Below are 16,845 nucleotides of genomic sequence, written 5' to 3' on the forward strand. Positions count from 1 at the left end.
CAGGAAAGAATTTGGTTCACCATTTCTTCAACCCTATCACATAATCCCATTTAATACCATATTTTTTATCATCCATACAAATCAACGCCTCTAATCATGCACGAGATAACCGCACTGTATAATCTATATTGACTACAGCAAAAAATCGGCCACATCGTGACCGATTCTCTCCACTTCCCTGATGTTTAGGACATAGAATTAATGATACGCCAAAATGATTCCTTAGGCTGCAACTGCTGATCAAAAACAAAGGGCCAATTTTTGCGTCCGCGTACCGGGAAATGGTCTAACCAGGTATAATTGTCCGCTACTCCCCAGAACGTCACAGAGGTAATGGATGATTTATACTCACGGAACAAATTAAAGATTTCTTCATATCGACGCTCCTGTAGCTCAGCCATCTCTGAAGTTGGCGCGGTGAGGTCCGTTCGACGATCCTCATGACGAAACACGGACATATCCAGCTCCGTAACATGCAACTGCACATCCAGTGAAGCATAACGCTCAATAGCCATTCGGATCTCCTCAATTGAAGGACCATGAATATTCCAATGCCCCTGCAACCCAATCCCGTGTACAGGCGCTCCCTTGTCCAGCAAAGACCGAACCAGATTGTAGATCTTCTCCCGTTTGACCGGATCCGTCTCATTGTAGTCATTATAGAAAAGAAGAGCATTTGGATCAGCTTCATGAGCCATATTGAACGCTTGCAGCAAATAATCTTCCCCCACCAGCTCTAACCACTTCGTGTCCCGCATGAACAGGTCAGTCTTATCTTCAACAGCTTCATTGACGACATCCCACGCATATATTTGCCCCTTATACCGACCTACTACCGTATCAATATGTTGCTTCAAGCGAGATAATAACAGCTCTCTGGAAGCGGGAGCACCTGAGGTATCCTCAAAGACCCATTTCGATGTTTGATTATGCCAGACCAAAGTATGTCCGCGAACCCCAATCCCTTGGGCAACAGCAAAATCAACAATTTTATCCGCCGCCTCAAATGAATAACGATCCTCTTCCGGGTGAATTTCTTCGAATTTCATCTGATTTTCAGCCGTGATACTATTGAAGTGTTTGGCAATGAAATCCCCTTCGGACTGCAACATTCTGGTATGTACAGCAGCACCTATTTTAAACGTATTAGCGTACGCAGCATGTAGTGATGGAATTTCAGTTGGCATTTACAATTCCTCCCTGCCATTTTTTATCCATCATATCGTTTGTTGAATACGCTTACAATGAACAAATTATACTTCTTCCCCCTCATATTTAACTATTTATGATCCCGGGCCCTGTTTACACAACAAAAACACCTCCACGTATGTTCCACTGCTCATCGCAACAGATCATTTCTCGGAAGGTGTTTTGTGATCGGGCTGTTCAATTAAATTCAACTCATATACAAAGAGGATATGAAGCCTTACAGCTTGTCCACCTGTAACAAGGTCACCTGTTTCACTGTGCATGCCGGGTTAATTTGCTCCTCGGACAGAATGTTCAGCTTGATCAGGCTTTTCAGCTTATGGCTGTCTACCTTGGACAACAATCGCCAGATGTCCGGGTCTGGAAGAGAAGCATACAGCTTCTGATCATCGTATTCCTTCCGGTTCTGAAGCACTGTTTTCACGGTGTAACCACCAACCTGCGTCTCATAGACCCCTTGTTCTGCACAATACGCGACAATCTCATCTCGTAGTACAGACAACTGCTGCTCAATATCTTTTTGCTGCTGTTTCAGTTCAAAGTAAGTTTGCACTTTCTGCTCCATATCAATCACGCTCCTCTACTATCATAGGTATGCGAGGATCGCTAGTTTAGGACTGACTGTTTATTTTATTTAAAAAAAGTGGTCTTTCTATTACTTAATCGTATACTGTCGTCATTGTGTATCCCCGTATTACGATTACAGCAGATGTTCATTCAAATACGGATTATGGACAGCCATGTTGTGAACCCTTTCCATTACATCTGGCCCCATGGGGACATCCCCAACGCGCTTTAACAGAATCCAGCGAAGACAAGCTACAGCTTCAAAAACCTGCTCCTCTTCCAGCGTGTACGTATAACTTGCAGAACGTGCAAATTGAGCGCGATACATCTCGCCATAACTTTCCCCATTATAGACGGTGATCAGAAACACAGACCATGCCATATCGTATCTTGGATCACCATACTGCCCATTAGTCCAATCGATGATGGTGTAATGGTCGTCCATCTCAAGAATGTTTCCCAGATTATAATCGCCATGAATCAAGCGATCCTGTCTGATCTGGACCTGCTGGATCAATTTTGCCAGAAGATCATTTATATCGTCATGTAACTCAATTTGAGGAAAAAAGTATTGAACAAAATCGTACCTGAATATGTATTCTTCATCTGCTCCAGTACCCACTTCATTCACCGGATAACGATGGACCTCCATTAATCGCTCAGCCAAATGTGTCAGTTTGGTTTGTGTTATTTGGGTAATCCGCTCTCCATCATAGCTCGTTAACAGCACTTGATTCTCTTGCTCGTCTAATCCCCAACCGTAGGGTTTGGAAACACGAATTCCACTTTGATAAAGCTTGGACAATAGTCGATATTGTTTGGCGATATCCGGTTTAGAATCCTTGTCCCAGACTTTCAAGACGTACCGCTGATCTCCCATTTCAATTCTCATCACACTCGCTTCTAGTCCAGGTGACAAGGGAATGATCTGATACTCCTGTTCCATCACCTGCTGGATACGTTCATCCAGTTCTATCCAATTCATCTGGCTAAGTTGAATCGTCATCGTTCTCCTCCTTCCATGATACACAAGATTAGATTATAATCGTTTATCAAATACCTTCTGCCATTTCTTCTCTTCATAACCGATAGCTATATAAAACCGATGTGCAGATTCCCTTTTTCCGTTACAACGTACCCGAATCTTATCAAAGCCATTAACCTGAGCCCATTCCTCGCATTCGCTCATGATTGTCTTACCAATCCCCATCCCTTGATGATTCCCATCCACAACTAGTCCACCAATCTCGGCAAAAGATGGACTCTCAATGGAATGTCTTCCCTGTACATGGCCCCAGCCTACGACCCTCGAATCAATCTCAGCTACACATACATAATGGTCTGGTAAGGAAGAGAGACGAGTTAGTCTCTCCTTGATTTCTTCAGTTGTGCTGACATAACCCAGTTGATGAGATAATTGGCTCATCACTTCGCCATCCTGAATCGTAGCTCTCCTGCAATGAATCATCACTTCTCCTCCGTTCATTCATGTCATGCCGCTCTCTCCCTGTTAGTCAGGTATAATCAGGCCTTTGCCAATGACATTGGCGGATACTGGCTGTTTGCCCAATTCTCTGGCCCATACCGACAGCTGTCCCATATGGTGAATCTCATGGGCGATCACATGTCGCATTACTTCTCCCCATGAATATGTACTGGCCTTGCCAGCTGAGCGATGATCAATAAAAGCTCTTTTTTCCATACTCGAATCCCATGCTGTAACAAATGCCTCCACATCAGGACGTAACTTGCGATCGAGTCGCCTTACTGCCTCAAGTTTCTGGTAGTTTGCAAAATCTTCTGCATCATCCGGTTTGCCCTGAAGCAGCTGAAGCCAGCTCCACTCTACATCAATGATATGAAATAATGTTTGTAATATGTTGCCTACTCCGCCCGTGCGAGGCCGAAGCAATTCTTCAAGCGGTACATCTTCACACCACACATACCATTGCTCACGCACCATCCAGTTATAACGAAAGAATGTTTCCATTGGTATATTCCCCTTTATCGATGTTTTTCATAGAGATTTGATCAATTCTGTATTGGCAAAGGTATCCTCCGAATGTTCAAGATCACCATAAATTCTACTAATCTGATTGAATCCGGATTTGATCCAGAAGCGTAATGCAGTCCAATTTTTGAGCGCTACGTTGATTCGAATTTCCTTGTAACCAAGCTCGGAGATGTGAAGAGTCAGTGCCTGAATTAATTCTTGTCCATATCCCTGCTTCTGGATCTCGCTCTGGATATATAAAAATTCGAGATAGATTGAATCCTCGGAGGGATACCCATGGTACACACTTAACAAACCAATATAGCGGTCATCCTCATTTGTGCGAATGGATTGAATTCGATAATTCTCCAGTCTGCCTCCCGGCGGAAGGTGGCCTTCTTCAAAACATTCTTTCACATAGTTCCGATCATGCTCTTGTCCATCCCATTGATGCAAGTACCTACTGGTCTCATATATGGACTCGAGTTCAGGAATATCGGATTCTTCCACATTCGAGACAATAAGTCGGTCTGACTTCCATTCTACTGGAAGTTGCTTCATCGTAATCACTCCATCTTTATATCTATATAAATTAAACTATTGAATATTTACACTTACCACTCCGATGACAGAACAACCTTCCGATCGCTGTTATCCCCAAATTTTTTTGATTCATTTTATAATGGGAAACTCCGGAGATAAAGGCGAACACTTCGCTTCTTCAGGTTTTTTCTGTCCTCTCCGTTTCGTGTAAATATTCAGTTCAATTTATTTAGTTATTTTCTTTTTTATATACAAGATTACATGAATTCCTGCATAAATAAACAGGACATTGAACAAATATAGAAGTACATTTAAATAGATGCCAGATATAAACCAGATAGTTCCCTCAGAATTAGCATAATGATAATCCGTAAAAAATCGGAGCGGGAAACCATACTCTGTTCGGAGCGGTCCATCTTCAGTATGTAAAGTTCCAGGAATACATAGGATGGCTAATACAGCAAGCCAGGCTGATAGATTCATTATTCTTTTGTTAATCGTCAATACATCTCCCCCTTATTCAACACTAACGGTATCTTCACCAAAATATGTCCCTTCCAACTTTTGATCCATAAAGTCTCTTAAGTCCTTTTGATCAACTATATATCTCGAACTTCTATTAAATCTGTTTTTTCTGGTTACTATAATCTGTTTCCGATTGTATTGAATTTTAATTTCAGCTTTATGCTTTAATCTCAAAGCAATTCCCGCACTAATACTTCCTGTGACATCATCTACTGGTATTTTGGCTTTTTCCGGGGCTGCATTCAGCCAGCCGACTATACGGCTAATGTCTTCTTTACTTAACGTAACATTGTCAATCCTAGTGTGTGCTCCACCGTCGCCTGTCCTGGTGTACACGACTAAGCTCATCTCTGTGCTTATCACTTGATTTCTTGAAATCGGCTTATTTGGATCAGGGTTACTCGTGATTAGAAAATACAGAAACATGATTGCCGCACCTATGAAAAACCAGAAACGCCTACGTTTTCCTAACATTACAGCGCATTCTCCGTATCCACCACGTTGGCAAACAGTCTCAGTACCGTATTGTGATGTTCAATAATCTGCTCCGCTTGAAGTGTCTTTGAATTCCATGTGCTGTGCGCATCTTGAACCAGATTGACCGTGTATCCCAGACTGTACGCTCTGCGGCATGTCGTGTCTACACATACCTCGGTCTGCATTCCCGTAAGGACTAACTCCTTCACGCCATTATCTTGCAATTTCAGATGCAGATCGGTTTTGTGAAACGAATCCGGTGTCTCCTTTTCAATAACGAGATCACCAGCTATAGGTGCAATGGACGGATGAATGGCCCACCCCGGAGTTCCTCGTTCCAGTGGACTCCCTGCCCCTTCGCAGTGCTGGATATATATGATGGAATGCCCTGCTTCACGGGCCTTGGCCATTAACATCTGGATCTTTTGAAGCAATCGTTCCCCTTGATATACGGGATCTGCTTCATCAAACATCGCTACCTGTACGTCAATGATTAGAAGTGCACAATGCGTTGTCATTTTGCTTTCCTCCTAACAAATCAATTTAATTCAACTCTTTCTTCTTTGCTTTTTTAACAAAACTTCCAATCCCATATCAATCAATACAAATAGAATAGCAGCAAGAACGCCAAATAAGGTCAGAACTAACGTCTCTTTGAAATCCAAGATTGCTTCTCCTGCGCCCATGACCAGATAATAAATATACATACCTAGAACTCCAGCACAGGCATAGCCTAATATCCTCGTACTTAGATACAACACATGATTAGGGAATTGTATTCGGCTGAGCAGATAGTCTAACAATATCGATAAAGGTAGCCCGATCAACAGGATCAAGGGAGTCGCGTATATCGGATAAATAAGAATGTAAAAATCAAAACTGTAGGTTTCATTCATCGATATGAGACTTGCCGCCAAAGTAAAACAAATGATGGTTAGAACGGTTGTCATCAGCTTTCTTCCCATGTTCATCTCATCACTCCAATACAGTTATCTCTATTCATTGGATGTGCTCATGCGTCAGATTTTGCCGGCTGCCATCCGATTTCTTGAGACCAACGATGTGCTCTCTGTAATATGCTCCACACCATTGGTCCTTTTCCTTCAACATATTTGGGACGCTGATCTTTATACAATGACATGAGTCTGTGCTTTTCTTCCGCATATTTCAAACAATCTTCTGGGTGCTCCCTTAAATAGTCTCTGAACAGCAAGGTCATCTGTTCGGAGAAACTGCCTGCCTGTCTAACGTGTATATGTATCCTTCTGTTTCCGGGTTCTTCACGAAAGTAACGTTTAGTCTTATCTGAATTTTCTGCTCTGAATACAAATCCGACTGTTTCGATCTCACGTTTGTAGTCCAACAGATTCTCATAATTAGAAACAGATATTTGTATATCTATGATAGGTTTGGCGTCTATTCCAACAATTGAAGTGGACCCAACATGGTCAATCCGCAGAGCCTTTTCTCCTAAAGCTTCTCTTAATTTCGAATTCGTTTCGAGAAACAAATCACGCCATGCCGGGTCATACTTCGCAATTCTCCATTGATCCTCCATACAACTCCTCCTTGGTTATCCAATCAAGCTATATAATTAAATAACACGTTCTTTTGACCTTTTGTTACATTCAGACTATTTTAAAGATTCAATAGAGAGATCATCCGAAGTCATCATTATTTATTCCGAGTTCTATTTGTTTTCTGGATTCAATAATGTATTCGTATACATCATCAATTTCTGTTATTCCTTTTATATTCTCCTTTAGCAGTTCAATAATTAAATGATTATCACTCTCTCGCATCTTTATATCTTCCATATAATTATCGTTATAGTCATTCGTAAAATCTAATTTATTCTTATAAAACCGAAATCTTTCCAACACATAAATTTCTTTAAGATTAATAAATAATGCTATAAAATCCTTAAGGTTTCTGGCCACTAACGTTACTTGATTCCCAAATGCCGTAGGTTGAATAAAGATAATAGGCGCTTCTTCCAAATCACTAATGGATCTGTTGAACGTGAAAAAAGCAAAATGGTCACCATCTGCCCCTGTTCTTCCAAATATGATGGCATCATCTGGCGTACAATAGTATCTATCATCATCATTGTTAAAACTAATATAAAAACCCATATAATCGTCGATGGTTCCAACATGTTGTTCACGTAATTTCTTATCTATTCGAACGATGTCTACTAAGGATTCTGGCATTTTATAATGTACTTGCAAGTTTAAATCACTCTCTTCTATTGGCATTTATTAATATATCTATATTTTGACACAAATTAAAAAAAAGAGAAGGACCCTTAGGCCCTTCCCTTAACTTCTTAATGATAATCACACTTGAAATTTGTAAACTCCGCTGAAGTATCTTGCCCGCTCGCGTATAACCCAATAAGTACGCCTGTAAAACCTCCTGCCACCTCCGAGGATAGGTATCTCGTCTGTGCCGTGCCTAGCAGAATCTCTTCACCATCTGTTTGAAACAGGAAACTGTAGCGATCTTGGTTTGAGCGGATCACCAGCGTTGCATGCTGTTTATTTCCCAGATCCACTTCATGTTCTCTCGATTTGATATCACCGATATTTAGACGCTCGACCACCTTATAACCGTCCTGCTGCCCACGAATAGCCACTTCATAATGATGATTCTCATCCATGTAGATCGTGATCCCGGCTTCTCCACTCGTCAGACTAACATCGACTGAAATTGTTGCATTAAAGTCTTTTTGACGTAGCCCGATGAACGTTGGGGATGCCGGAACGTCAAGCGTTACGTCGGTTCCTGTTAGCGTAAGCTTATCTGATTCAAGCTGATAATGCTCTGTATTTGGATGACGAAGATAACACCAGTCGAGGTTCCAGTCTGTATTTTCAAACGTATAATTCTTCTTATCCTGCTGGATCACCGTATCTGGGATACGATTGGTCTCAAAACTTGTCAGTGTTGTGCCTTCATGCCCGGCTGTAAACCATCCGTCTTCATCAAACGTAATCGGAGTCAAGAACACCTCACGACCCAGATGATGGTACGTAGCCCATCTGCCGATCTGTCGGAATCCCAAGTGAAAGAGCCACCAGTTCCCCCGAGCATCCTGAACCAGATCACCATGCCCCACACCCTGGAGCTCATACCCGCCCAGATTGCGATTCGTTAGAACCGGATTGTGCACGTAGGCTTCGAACGGTCCCGAAGAAGAAGTCCCCCGAGCATAGGTAACCATATGACCATATTCGGTGCCGCCTTCAGCTGCAAGCAGGTAATAATAACCGTTCATTTTATAGAGATGCGGACTTTCCAGATATCGTCCACCTGTTCCGTTCCATATCGAACGACTTGGGCTAAGTTTGCGACCAGTTTCAATCTCAAGCTCACACTGGACAATTCCGCCAACGCCTTCATCATCCACCCCATTACTCATAAATAAGGTTTTTCCATCTTCAAAATACAAATCGGGATCAATCCCACCTTGATCCACATAAATAGGCTCAGACCATTCTCCGTAAATATCGTCCGTCCAGACATAGAAGTTCTGATGCGTCGTATCATTCGTTGTGACCATATAAAAACGCCCGTCATTATGCCTGATGGTTGGGGCAAATACACCCCCGGAGCTGTTCACCGTCTCGAGCTGAATCTGGCTTTTACGAGTCAGGCAGTGACCAATCTGCTTCCAATTCAGCAGATCCTTGCTTTCAAAGAGCGGTACGCCCGGAAAATATTGAAAAGAACTGCACACCATATAGTATGTATCGTGCACCTTAATCACACTAGGGTCTGGATAAAAACCTTTTACAACAGGGTTATTGTATTTCATTACTCCACTCCATCTCTTATCATAAAATTCACAAATATAAGAATTCAACTTTTTAACAACTACAAAAATTAAACACCATTGGGTGTAAACTTGCAATGAATCTGAATTGCATCTTGGAGTTAATTTTATTAAATTAATATATATGTGATTTTAGAAGATTGAGGATAGGGAGTTGTACAGATGATCAAAGCAAATGGGGAGCCCCAGTTCCTTCCTTTATATGAGGCGCTGGCAAGTGAAGTCAGATGGAGAATCATGGATATGATTGCAGATCGCGAAATGAATGTGAAGGATATTGCGGCAGTATTAGAGCTTAGCCCCTCCATTGTCACGATGCATATTCGCAAACTAGAGGATGCGGGTCTAATTGGTAGCAGAAGAGTTCGGATCAACGGAGGGACGCACAAATTATGTTACCTCAAGCAAAATCAGATTGAGATCGAGCTGCCGTCCGCAAGCCAAACTTCACGAACCAGAGAACAGACGATAGCCGTGGGACACTACACTGCTTTTGATATCCACCCTACCTGTGGGCTAGGAACACTTGAGAAAGAGATCGGCGTATGGGATGATCCGCGTTACTTCCTTGATCCCGAGCGTGTTCACGCCGCTATCTTGTGGTTTGGGAAGGGCTATGTTGAATATAAAACACCTAACTTTGTACTACCGGATCAGACCACCGATGCTATTGAAATTTCGATGGAACTAGCCTCTGAAGCTCCGGGATTGCGAGATCATTGGCCTTCGGATATTCGTTTCACCTTCAATGGCGTTTCTCTCGGAACGTGGACAAGCCCTGCCGACTTTGGCAGAGCAGCACGCGGGAAATACACACCAGAATGGTGGCATCGCAATGTGAATCAGTATGGATTATTAAAGACCATTCGTATTGATGGTTCCGGTACCTATATGGATGGTGAGTGGATGTCGGATATTACTCTTGCGGATGTTAAGCTTAGCGAGCCGTTCTGGACGCTTCGTTTTACGGTTGACGAGGAAAGCTCCAACGTAGGTGGATTAACAATCTATGGTGCCGGTTTTGGTAACCATGATCAGGATATTGTTATTCGTGTATTGGGTTAAAGTGGCTAGCTGTGCTGCACAAGAATCCTCCCTTTCCTGACCTACAGGAGAGGGAGGCATCGAAAATGCTGCTCCTCAGTTACTTTTGAAGCACAAGCCTAATCAATCTTTACCCTCGTTCTTTTAACAGTTCCTTAATTTCCCTTAACTCTGATAATATTTCTTTGGTGTGCTGGCTATTCTTGGAGTTATCTATTCCAACTTTCACAACATAAATACCGAGGAACAGATACACCACCAACATAATGATCATTCCCATGTATATCTCTCCTTTCCAAAGTAGCAGCACATTGCTACGAACGTTCACTATCCTCTCTCTCCAACTGATTCCCATGGAATGCCTTCAAAATAAATGGCAACCTTCATTGTGATTCCTCCTCAGGAACATACATCGTCTGAATCTCCTGCACACCCGGAATAAAGCCCAGATTCAGATACACGGACTCCGCATCATTTCCTTGCATCACATACAATCGTAGAACGGGATACTTACCCTTAAGTTCATTTAATGCTCTCTGTAACATCAGTGTAGCAAGCCCTCTTCCTCTATATGCCGGCCGAACACCTATGCTATACACAGCAGCCTGATTATCTTGCAAGCACAAGCGACAATTTGCAATAAGCTGTCCCGTTTCCTTGTCGTATACTAGCGTGGAAGCTTGAGTTAGAATCTCATTGGTATAATTAGGGTCATCGCTTGGTATAAAATCTGCAAGCGTGGTATGTTTTCTTCGTGTAGCTTCAAGACTTCCTGCAAAACTCTCCAGGTCACATTGAGCAATCTCATCTTCATTCACATATTTTCTATTGCCGGTTTCACTTTCAATAATCTCTGGACTCTTCACAGTTACCCTGCTGTCCCATTCGATTTCAAAATGATCTGTAGGCCGCTGCATCCAGCGACATCTGAACTCCACTGGCCAGAATCCAGCTCTTGCATATAGATCGACTTGGTCTGGAAGAATCTCAAAGGTCAGAATACGTTTGGTGCGATCCGACCACTGTAATAATTTATGCTTCAGGAGCTTCAATACCTCAAAGCACTGCTGGAATGGCGGGATAAAAAACAAATGATACATCTGGTTAGGCTCCATTCTCACGCCACCTATTTTGCTTTCCCCTTTGTAAATCCAGTACGCACTGATCTTGGAAGAACTGAACTCTTCTTCCCTGAAAAATCCGACATAACGCATATCATAATAAACCGTGCAATATAATCCCCATTCAGCAAAATCAGCTTTGCGAATCGAATATTCATCCGACAGATCATATTGAAGAATATCTGTAGACCACTCAGTTAAACCCATATGTAATTCCTCCTCAGTTTTAATTAAATGGCAAGCAATCAAATCATTTTTCTATACGCCACCCCGTGAACATGAATTAACACATGCTGTGCCTCCATACGTTCGAAGAAATCCAACATGTCCTTAAACGGATTCTCGAAATACGAAGACTATCAAGGAAAACCTCTAATGTCTGCCCTGTTTCTGTATTCTTGAACATACAGTGCTCGCCGTGAACATCAAAATACCAATTTCCCGTTAATTCTTCTTCTCCGTGGATTACATCCGCATTGGTCAGCAAATGGTACGCACCTTCGAGAATTTCCGCCCGATCAGGCTGATCGGTTTCCAATATCGGTTGGTCGATCAATTGCCGCGCGATTCTTTGGTACATATCCATCACAGCCAATAATTCTTCCGTGATTTCCTAGGCTATCGCCTTCATACCTTCATATCCTTATCCGGGTATCCAATTTCTTCAATTTCACCTTCGATATCACTTAATGTCAGTTCATCATTTAATTGCTGTAGTAAGACCTCATCGATCGGCTTCATATCAAATACCTGTTCAACCAGATTGATATCCAACGCTATCTCGTAGTAATCCTGTGCCCAAGCATGATAATATTTCGCGCCGCCTACCAAAATCTCTAACAGTTCGTATTCATGATCCCCAAGCTCCGTGCCTGCAGACCACCCTTCCTGATCCGCCACACTCCAGATACAGAACGTCGTCTGATCCATTACAAATGCCGGCTCTACCACAAAAGTATTAAATGCTTCTGGAACGCTTTTTACCACCTCACTCCTATCAACCTTATGCTGAAGTGTATACTCTTTATCAAAGCCTTTAATAATCAGCCCATTCGGACTGAATATTGCAAAATAATGATCTCCTTGCCCATTTCTCATGGATGCCATTTGCTCATTCGTGTCCCACTGGGAATTATACGAGTAATACCTGTACTCCCATTCCGGCATCAAAATGGCATCCAGCATAGCTGCTGCCTTTAGAATCTGTTTGCATTCACTAATGTGAGGAAGTTTATCAATAAAATTAAGATTACCCATCGTGTGATATTGCCTCCTTCACCCTTTCAAATGGAATAATTAGTTGCCCGACCTTGCGGTTAGCAAGGATATAATAACGTATCCAAAAAGTTGAACCGCAAATACAATGACAACAAACTCAACCATTATGCTGTTCGCTGCATTAAAATCATTCACAAGATCCACGAAGATCTTCCCAGGTCGGGATAATATATCCCACGAATTCCACCGATTAAATCTACCAATGTAAACCCCTATACTGCTCAATAGCAAAATAACACCGACAACCATCATGCTAATGTACTTATTTATTAATTTGTTTAACATGCCATGGATTTGAATGATTGAACAAGTTGAGAGCAGCAATCCGATGATCGCTACGGCAAACGTCAGGGTGAGTCCATACCAAAAATCAATATTAACCCAAAATCTAACCTCCCCTTGAGCATCAAAATATCTGAATGAATGCAGAATCTCCGTAAAAAGGTAGGCCGCATTGGGCAGAAAAAAGAGCCATACTCCACACATCAGCCCCATACATATCATGCTCGTTGTGGTTAATTTCTTATTGAATATGTATCTAATGCAGGATGAGATGATAAATGGTACCCATGCCAGGAACATATCCCAACTTAAAAATCGATACATATTTGTATCTGATTGGGCACGTAAATACATCACAACACCTAGACAACATAAAGTAGCCACGAGCAAGGTAACGATGAGTCGGAGATCTTGAACTGGATGTTTGTTATCTTTCATTTCTTTGCTTCTACTTCCTTTTCCTTGATGAATGTTATAAGTTATAAATACTTTTTAAATGCCTTGCTGGATTCTCCGTTGTACCCCAATTTCGTATAAAAGTGATGTGCTTCGTTTCTGGATGATCCGCTCGTAAGAAACACCTTCACACAATTTTTCTGCACACACACTTGCTCTACATATTTCATCAATTCAGTACCATATCCCTCGCTCTGCACATGTTCCGTAATGATAACCCGCTCAACTACGCCGAATGGTCTATTTTCCACCAAAGCATCCAGACAAATATGTAAATGAGCCGTGCCAATTACCTGATTACCCATTTCATACACAAACAAGAAACTGTTTGGGTTATTCCGAACCTCTTCAATCCGTTCTGCCAGTACCTTCGTGTTTAAGTTGTTCGGCAATAATTCTTTATACAGCCTTTCAATAACCGCTGCATCTCTAGCTTCTGCCTCTCTTATCATCAAGCTTCCCCTCCCTGTTACCTCACTTGATAACTTAAAATGATATCACCGTTGTCCTCGAATTCACCCGTGTCCTGAAATTCGCAACTTTTATACAGCGCATTTGCCGCAATGTTATGTGGAACATGGGATACCCTGATTTGCTGGCAGTCTTTTCTCTCTTGCAACATACGAACCACTTCTTGAATGGCAAGTTTGCCATAACCCTTCCCCTGGTACTTCTCATCAATCATGAAGCGCAGAATCCAGTAATACCCGTCATTGTAGATCTCATTATCAAATAAAATAAAACCGACCATCTGATCCTCTGCCAAAATACCGTATGGTTTGGACGTAATCTCCTTCGTTGCATGAATCAATGAATCCGCATTGCTTGCAACCAAATCCAGCTGATCTTGCCGTGGTTTAAGGTGGATGCACTCGAGTTCATTTTCTTTGGTTATAGGTTCTAGGCTTACTTTCTTCACATCCACAATCCTCTCTCCTTGCAGCTTATTTACTAGATTTTCTTGATCAATATAATCTCCAAAGGTTGTGTATCCAACAACAGATCCCCTGCATCAACATACCCCAGCTTTCGATAGAAATGTTGGGCATGTTCGTCTGATTGTGTTGAAGTCATCACCGTATCAAAGCCTTGTTGCTTCATTAAATTTTCCCAGTGATGCACCACTTTTTTGCCATATCCGCCGTTTCGATAGGGTTCATCAATCCAGATCATATTCATGAAGGGAAGGTTGTCCCAAAAGTACCCGTACCTCATCCATCCAACTCTTGATCCCTCGTCCTCGTCCCACAGGATGAATATTTCTTTCTCACTAATCTTCGTTTTCACAAGTGGCTGATGGATATGCCGATCTCTTTCAATGATGTAGTCGTAGTCAGCTTCCGTTGCATACTCAATCTTCATTTGTAATACTCCCTTCATTAACTACGTCCATCATAACCCAAAATGTGGTATATGCGAACAGTTCTTTCCTCTTTTTCTCCCATGCCAAAAAACCACGGTTTCCCGTGGCTGCACCCGCTCTATTTTCCTCAATCCGCTGTTGATCCACTGACCAATTGCCCCTTGTACCATACGGCCTGCCGCGCAGATCGCCGCGCAACAGCTTCCGCCGAACAACTCGCATGCACCAATACAAAACTCGCGGTGTCGCCTACCTTCGGCCAGACTTGTTCCCCTTGTGAATCCAGCGGTGTAATCCCGCCTGTTACCCATGCCAAAGATTGAGACAAGGACAGTTCGTCGCTATACCCGTACAGTTCTGCGAATCGTCCCGCTTTCTCAAGCATATCCCCATTGCCAAAGGGAGACCAATGATCCGTCAGGCTGTCTGTGGCCAGCTTCACGTTCACACCCATACGGTGGAGCATGGGAAGAGGCATCATCGTTCTGCCAATAGGCACCGTGGAAGCAATGCTCATCCCAAGCGAGGCCATTCGCTGCGCCATGTCTTCTGCTTCCTGCTGCTCTGCGCGGGCGAACCAGAACGCATGACTTACCGTAACTTTACCCTGAAGCCCTGCTGCTTCGGTCAGATTTGCGAGTTCCAACAGCGTTTGTTTGCCAGCCTGCCCGCCATCATGCAGATGAATATCGATGCCCGCCTGGTGCTGAACAGCCAGTTCAACCATAGCGTTCAGTGATTTCTCGATCTGTTCGTCCACCGTATGAGGATCAAGTCCGCCCACATGCGTTGCACCTTCCTTCATCGCTTGGCCCATAAGCTCCACTGAATGGGAGCGAAGCAGTCCATGCTGCGGGAAAGCCACGATCTCCGAAGAGATTTTGCCCGAAAATGATTCCAGAGCCTGCCGCGTCGCTTCCAGTCTTTTCAAGCCACTGACAGGTTCAATATTGCAATGACTACGTACATGAGTGGAACCGTACCCCTGGATCAAGGTCAGAATACTCTCCGCTTGACGCTGGGCATCTGGTAACAACTTGGGCAACAGAACCTTTTCTTCTTCAATACGATCGAAAATACTGGAGATACGTTTAACGGCTGTCCACGGCCCATCGTAGTAGGTTTTATCCAGATGAATATGTGCCTCCTCGAACGAAGGCAACAGCAGAAGTCCCTTGCCATCTACTTGTGGTAGATCGCTAGACAGCCGGTTGTTTCCTTCCACAATCTCCGCGATCACTCCATCTTTAATCCGCAGATGAGCGGGGCTTGTCCGTGTCCCCGTCACCTGTTCTCCCTCCCGAACATAACCCCGCTCCACAGTCACGTTTGTTAACCAATAAGCCTGCTTCATCATGTCATCCCTCTTTTCTTACCCGGCATTACGTCCCCCGGATACAGATTGATCTATGATCCATGGTACCATACGGTTTCACAGGGCAAAAATACGTAAAACGTTGGTGTTCCATATGCGGAACGTTTGTATTACTCTACTTAATACATGTAAAAAAACAGGCACAATACGTGCCTGCCCCGTCCACTCACCTTAATCTTCTTGATTACGCGAGTCTATTAAAAATGAAACCGCGCATGTCCTCCATCGGTCACGCCTTCAATCTGTTCGATATCCAGCAGTCTGCGCTTCATCTCCAGACCTCCACGAAACCCGGTCAGCTTGCGATTAGCCCCTATAATGCGGTGGCATGGTAGCAGAACCGGAATTGGATTGGCCCCATTTGCAGCCCCAACTGCTCGCACAGCTGAAGGTCTTCCAATCGCAGCAGCTATATCACCATAGGTCCGGATTTCACCATAAGGCACACGCCCTAGCTCTCTCCATACCTCCTGTTGGAAGTTCGTTCCGATCAAGTCCAGTGGGATAGCATCTGTATAAGCCATGGGTTCTCCTGCAAAATAGGACTGCAACCAATCCATCATACCTGTTTGTTTCAGAGCATCCTCGTTCTCTTCCAGTTCCACGCCAGGTGCAACTTTCTGTATCCAGCCGTTCCAATCTTCCAATGTTTCGTTTGGCATGACCACTCGGCACAATCCCTGTTCCGTAGCGAGCAGCACCCATGGACGACCGTCCAACTGCATCGTGGTGTACATCAACTTTTTTCTCATTCGTTTATCGTCCTCTCCCCGG

The 16,845-nt window shown here is 43.3% G+C and carries 22 protein-coding genes; 1 reads left to right on the plus strand and 21 read right to left on the minus strand.

Features of this window, described 5'->3' with window-relative positions; all coding sequences use genetic code 11:
• Positions 1-185: 185 nt before the first annotated feature.
• The 12 genes from MHI48_RS23200 to MHI48_RS23255 form a co-directional block, all read right to left on the minus strand.
• Positions 186-1,187, minus strand: a complete 1,002-nt coding sequence (locus MHI48_RS23200; protein ID WP_405141914.1) for an endo-1,4-beta-xylanase — start codon at positions 1,185-1,187, stop codon at positions 186-188.
• A gap of 239 nt (positions 1,188-1,426) precedes the next feature.
• Positions 1,427-1,774 carry a hypothetical protein gene (locus tag MHI48_RS23205; protein ID WP_081746078.1) on the minus strand — a complete coding sequence of 116 codons (348 nt, stop codon included), beginning with the start codon at positions 1,772-1,774 and terminating at the stop codon, positions 1,427-1,429.
• A gap of 135 nt (positions 1,775-1,909) precedes the next feature.
• Positions 1,910-2,782, minus strand: a complete 873-nt coding sequence (locus MHI48_RS23210) for an aminoglycoside phosphotransferase family protein (RefSeq protein ID WP_405141916.1) — start codon at positions 2,780-2,782, stop codon at positions 1,910-1,912.
• Positions 2,783-2,815: 33 nt separating this feature from the next.
• A complete protein-coding gene (locus MHI48_RS23215) occupies positions 2,816-3,262 on the minus strand; it encodes a GNAT family N-acetyltransferase (RefSeq protein ID WP_405141918.1) in 447 nt (148 codons plus the stop codon).
• Positions 3,263-3,286: 24 nt separating this feature from the next.
• On the minus strand, positions 3,287-3,766 hold the full coding sequence (locus MHI48_RS23220) for a DinB family protein (protein WP_405141920.1): 480 nt from the start codon (positions 3,764-3,766) through the stop codon (positions 3,287-3,289).
• 27 nt (positions 3,767-3,793) lie between these two features.
• The gene (locus tag MHI48_RS23225) at positions 3,794-4,330 is read right to left on the minus strand and encodes a GNAT family N-acetyltransferase (protein WP_405141922.1); all 537 of its coding nucleotides are present in this window, start codon (positions 4,328-4,330) and stop codon (positions 3,794-3,796) included.
• A gap of 498 nt (positions 4,331-4,828) precedes the next feature.
• Positions 4,829-5,311: a hypothetical protein gene (locus MHI48_RS23230; protein WP_405141924.1), complete on the minus strand. Its 483-nt coding sequence runs from the start codon at positions 5,309-5,311 to the stop codon at positions 4,829-4,831.
• Positions 5,311-5,832 (minus strand): cysteine hydrolase family protein, encoded by a 522-nt coding sequence (locus MHI48_RS23235; protein WP_340984440.1) that lies wholly within the window; start codon positions 5,830-5,832, stop codon positions 5,311-5,313. The genes MHI48_RS23230 and MHI48_RS23235 overlap by 1 nt, the downstream gene beginning before the upstream one ends.
• A 30-nt stretch (positions 5,833-5,862) precedes the next feature.
• On the minus strand, positions 5,863-6,285 hold the full coding sequence (locus MHI48_RS23240) for a hypothetical protein (protein ID WP_405141926.1): 423 nt from the start codon (positions 6,283-6,285) through the stop codon (positions 5,863-5,865).
• A 41-nt stretch (positions 6,286-6,326) separates the two neighbouring features.
• Positions 6,327-6,872: a GrpB family protein gene (locus MHI48_RS23245; RefSeq protein ID WP_405141928.1), complete on the minus strand. Its 546-nt coding sequence runs from the start codon at positions 6,870-6,872 to the stop codon at positions 6,327-6,329.
• A 100-nt stretch (positions 6,873-6,972) separates the two neighbouring features.
• The gene (locus MHI48_RS23250; protein WP_405141930.1) at positions 6,973-7,572 is read right to left on the minus strand and encodes a hypothetical protein; all 600 of its coding nucleotides are present in this window, start codon (positions 7,570-7,572) and stop codon (positions 6,973-6,975) included.
• Positions 7,573-7,643: 71 nt separating this feature from the next.
• Positions 7,644-9,134: a glycoside hydrolase family 43 protein gene (locus tag MHI48_RS23255; RefSeq protein WP_405141932.1), complete on the minus strand. Its 1,491-nt coding sequence runs from the start codon at positions 9,132-9,134 to the stop codon at positions 7,644-7,646.
• 180 nt (positions 9,135-9,314) lie between these two features.
• On the opposite strand from MHI48_RS23255, the gene MHI48_RS23260 reads away from it, so the two are divergent.
• Positions 9,315-10,217 (plus strand): ArsR/SmtB family transcription factor, encoded by a 903-nt coding sequence (locus MHI48_RS23260; RefSeq protein ID WP_405141934.1) that lies wholly within the window; start codon positions 9,315-9,317, stop codon positions 10,215-10,217.
• A gap of 109 nt (positions 10,218-10,326) precedes the next feature.
• Here the strand turns inward: MHI48_RS23260 and MHI48_RS23265 are convergent, their stop codons facing one another.
• The 9 genes from MHI48_RS23265 to MHI48_RS23305 form a co-directional block, all read right to left on the minus strand.
• Positions 10,327-10,476: a hypothetical protein gene (locus tag MHI48_RS23265; protein ID WP_164783341.1), complete on the minus strand. Its 150-nt coding sequence runs from the start codon at positions 10,474-10,476 to the stop codon at positions 10,327-10,329.
• A 103-nt stretch (positions 10,477-10,579) separates the two neighbouring features.
• A complete protein-coding gene (locus MHI48_RS23270; RefSeq protein ID WP_405141936.1) occupies positions 10,580-11,524 on the minus strand; it encodes a GNAT family N-acetyltransferase in 945 nt (314 codons plus the stop codon).
• A 420-nt stretch (positions 11,525-11,944) separates the two neighbouring features.
• Positions 11,945-12,574 (minus strand): hypothetical protein, encoded by a 630-nt coding sequence (locus MHI48_RS23275; RefSeq protein WP_340028614.1) that lies wholly within the window; start codon positions 12,572-12,574, stop codon positions 11,945-11,947.
• A 39-nt stretch (positions 12,575-12,613) separates the two neighbouring features.
• Positions 12,614-13,315 (minus strand): DUF1361 domain-containing protein, encoded by a 702-nt coding sequence (locus MHI48_RS23280; RefSeq protein ID WP_076319906.1) that lies wholly within the window; start codon positions 13,313-13,315, stop codon positions 12,614-12,616.
• 41 nt (positions 13,316-13,356) lie between these two features.
• Positions 13,357-13,785, minus strand: a complete 429-nt coding sequence (locus MHI48_RS23285) for a GNAT family N-acetyltransferase (protein WP_047844486.1) — start codon at positions 13,783-13,785, stop codon at positions 13,357-13,359.
• A gap of 17 nt (positions 13,786-13,802) precedes the next feature.
• The gene (locus MHI48_RS23290; RefSeq protein WP_405141939.1) at positions 13,803-14,258 is read right to left on the minus strand and encodes a GNAT family N-acetyltransferase; all 456 of its coding nucleotides are present in this window, start codon (positions 14,256-14,258) and stop codon (positions 13,803-13,805) included.
• 26 nt (positions 14,259-14,284) lie between these two features.
• Entirely contained in the window at positions 14,285-14,695 is a 411-nt protein-coding gene (locus tag MHI48_RS23295; protein ID WP_405144706.1) for a GNAT family N-acetyltransferase, read from the minus strand.
• Between the two features lie 128 nt (positions 14,696-14,823).
• Entirely contained in the window at positions 14,824-16,050 is a 1,227-nt protein-coding gene (locus MHI48_RS23300; RefSeq protein WP_405144708.1) for an amidohydrolase, read from the minus strand.
• A gap of 218 nt (positions 16,051-16,268) precedes the next feature.
• On the minus strand, positions 16,269-16,823 hold the full coding sequence (locus MHI48_RS23305) for a methylated-DNA--[protein]-cysteine S-methyltransferase (protein ID WP_036617114.1): 555 nt from the start codon (positions 16,821-16,823) through the stop codon (positions 16,269-16,271).
• Between the last annotated feature and the right edge of the window lie 22 nt (positions 16,824-16,845).

The organism is Paenibacillus sp. FSL H7-0942, from assembly GCF_045040715.1.
GTDB classification, from domain to species: domain Bacteria; phylum Bacillota; class Bacilli; order Paenibacillales; family Paenibacillaceae; genus Paenibacillus; species Paenibacillus amylolyticus.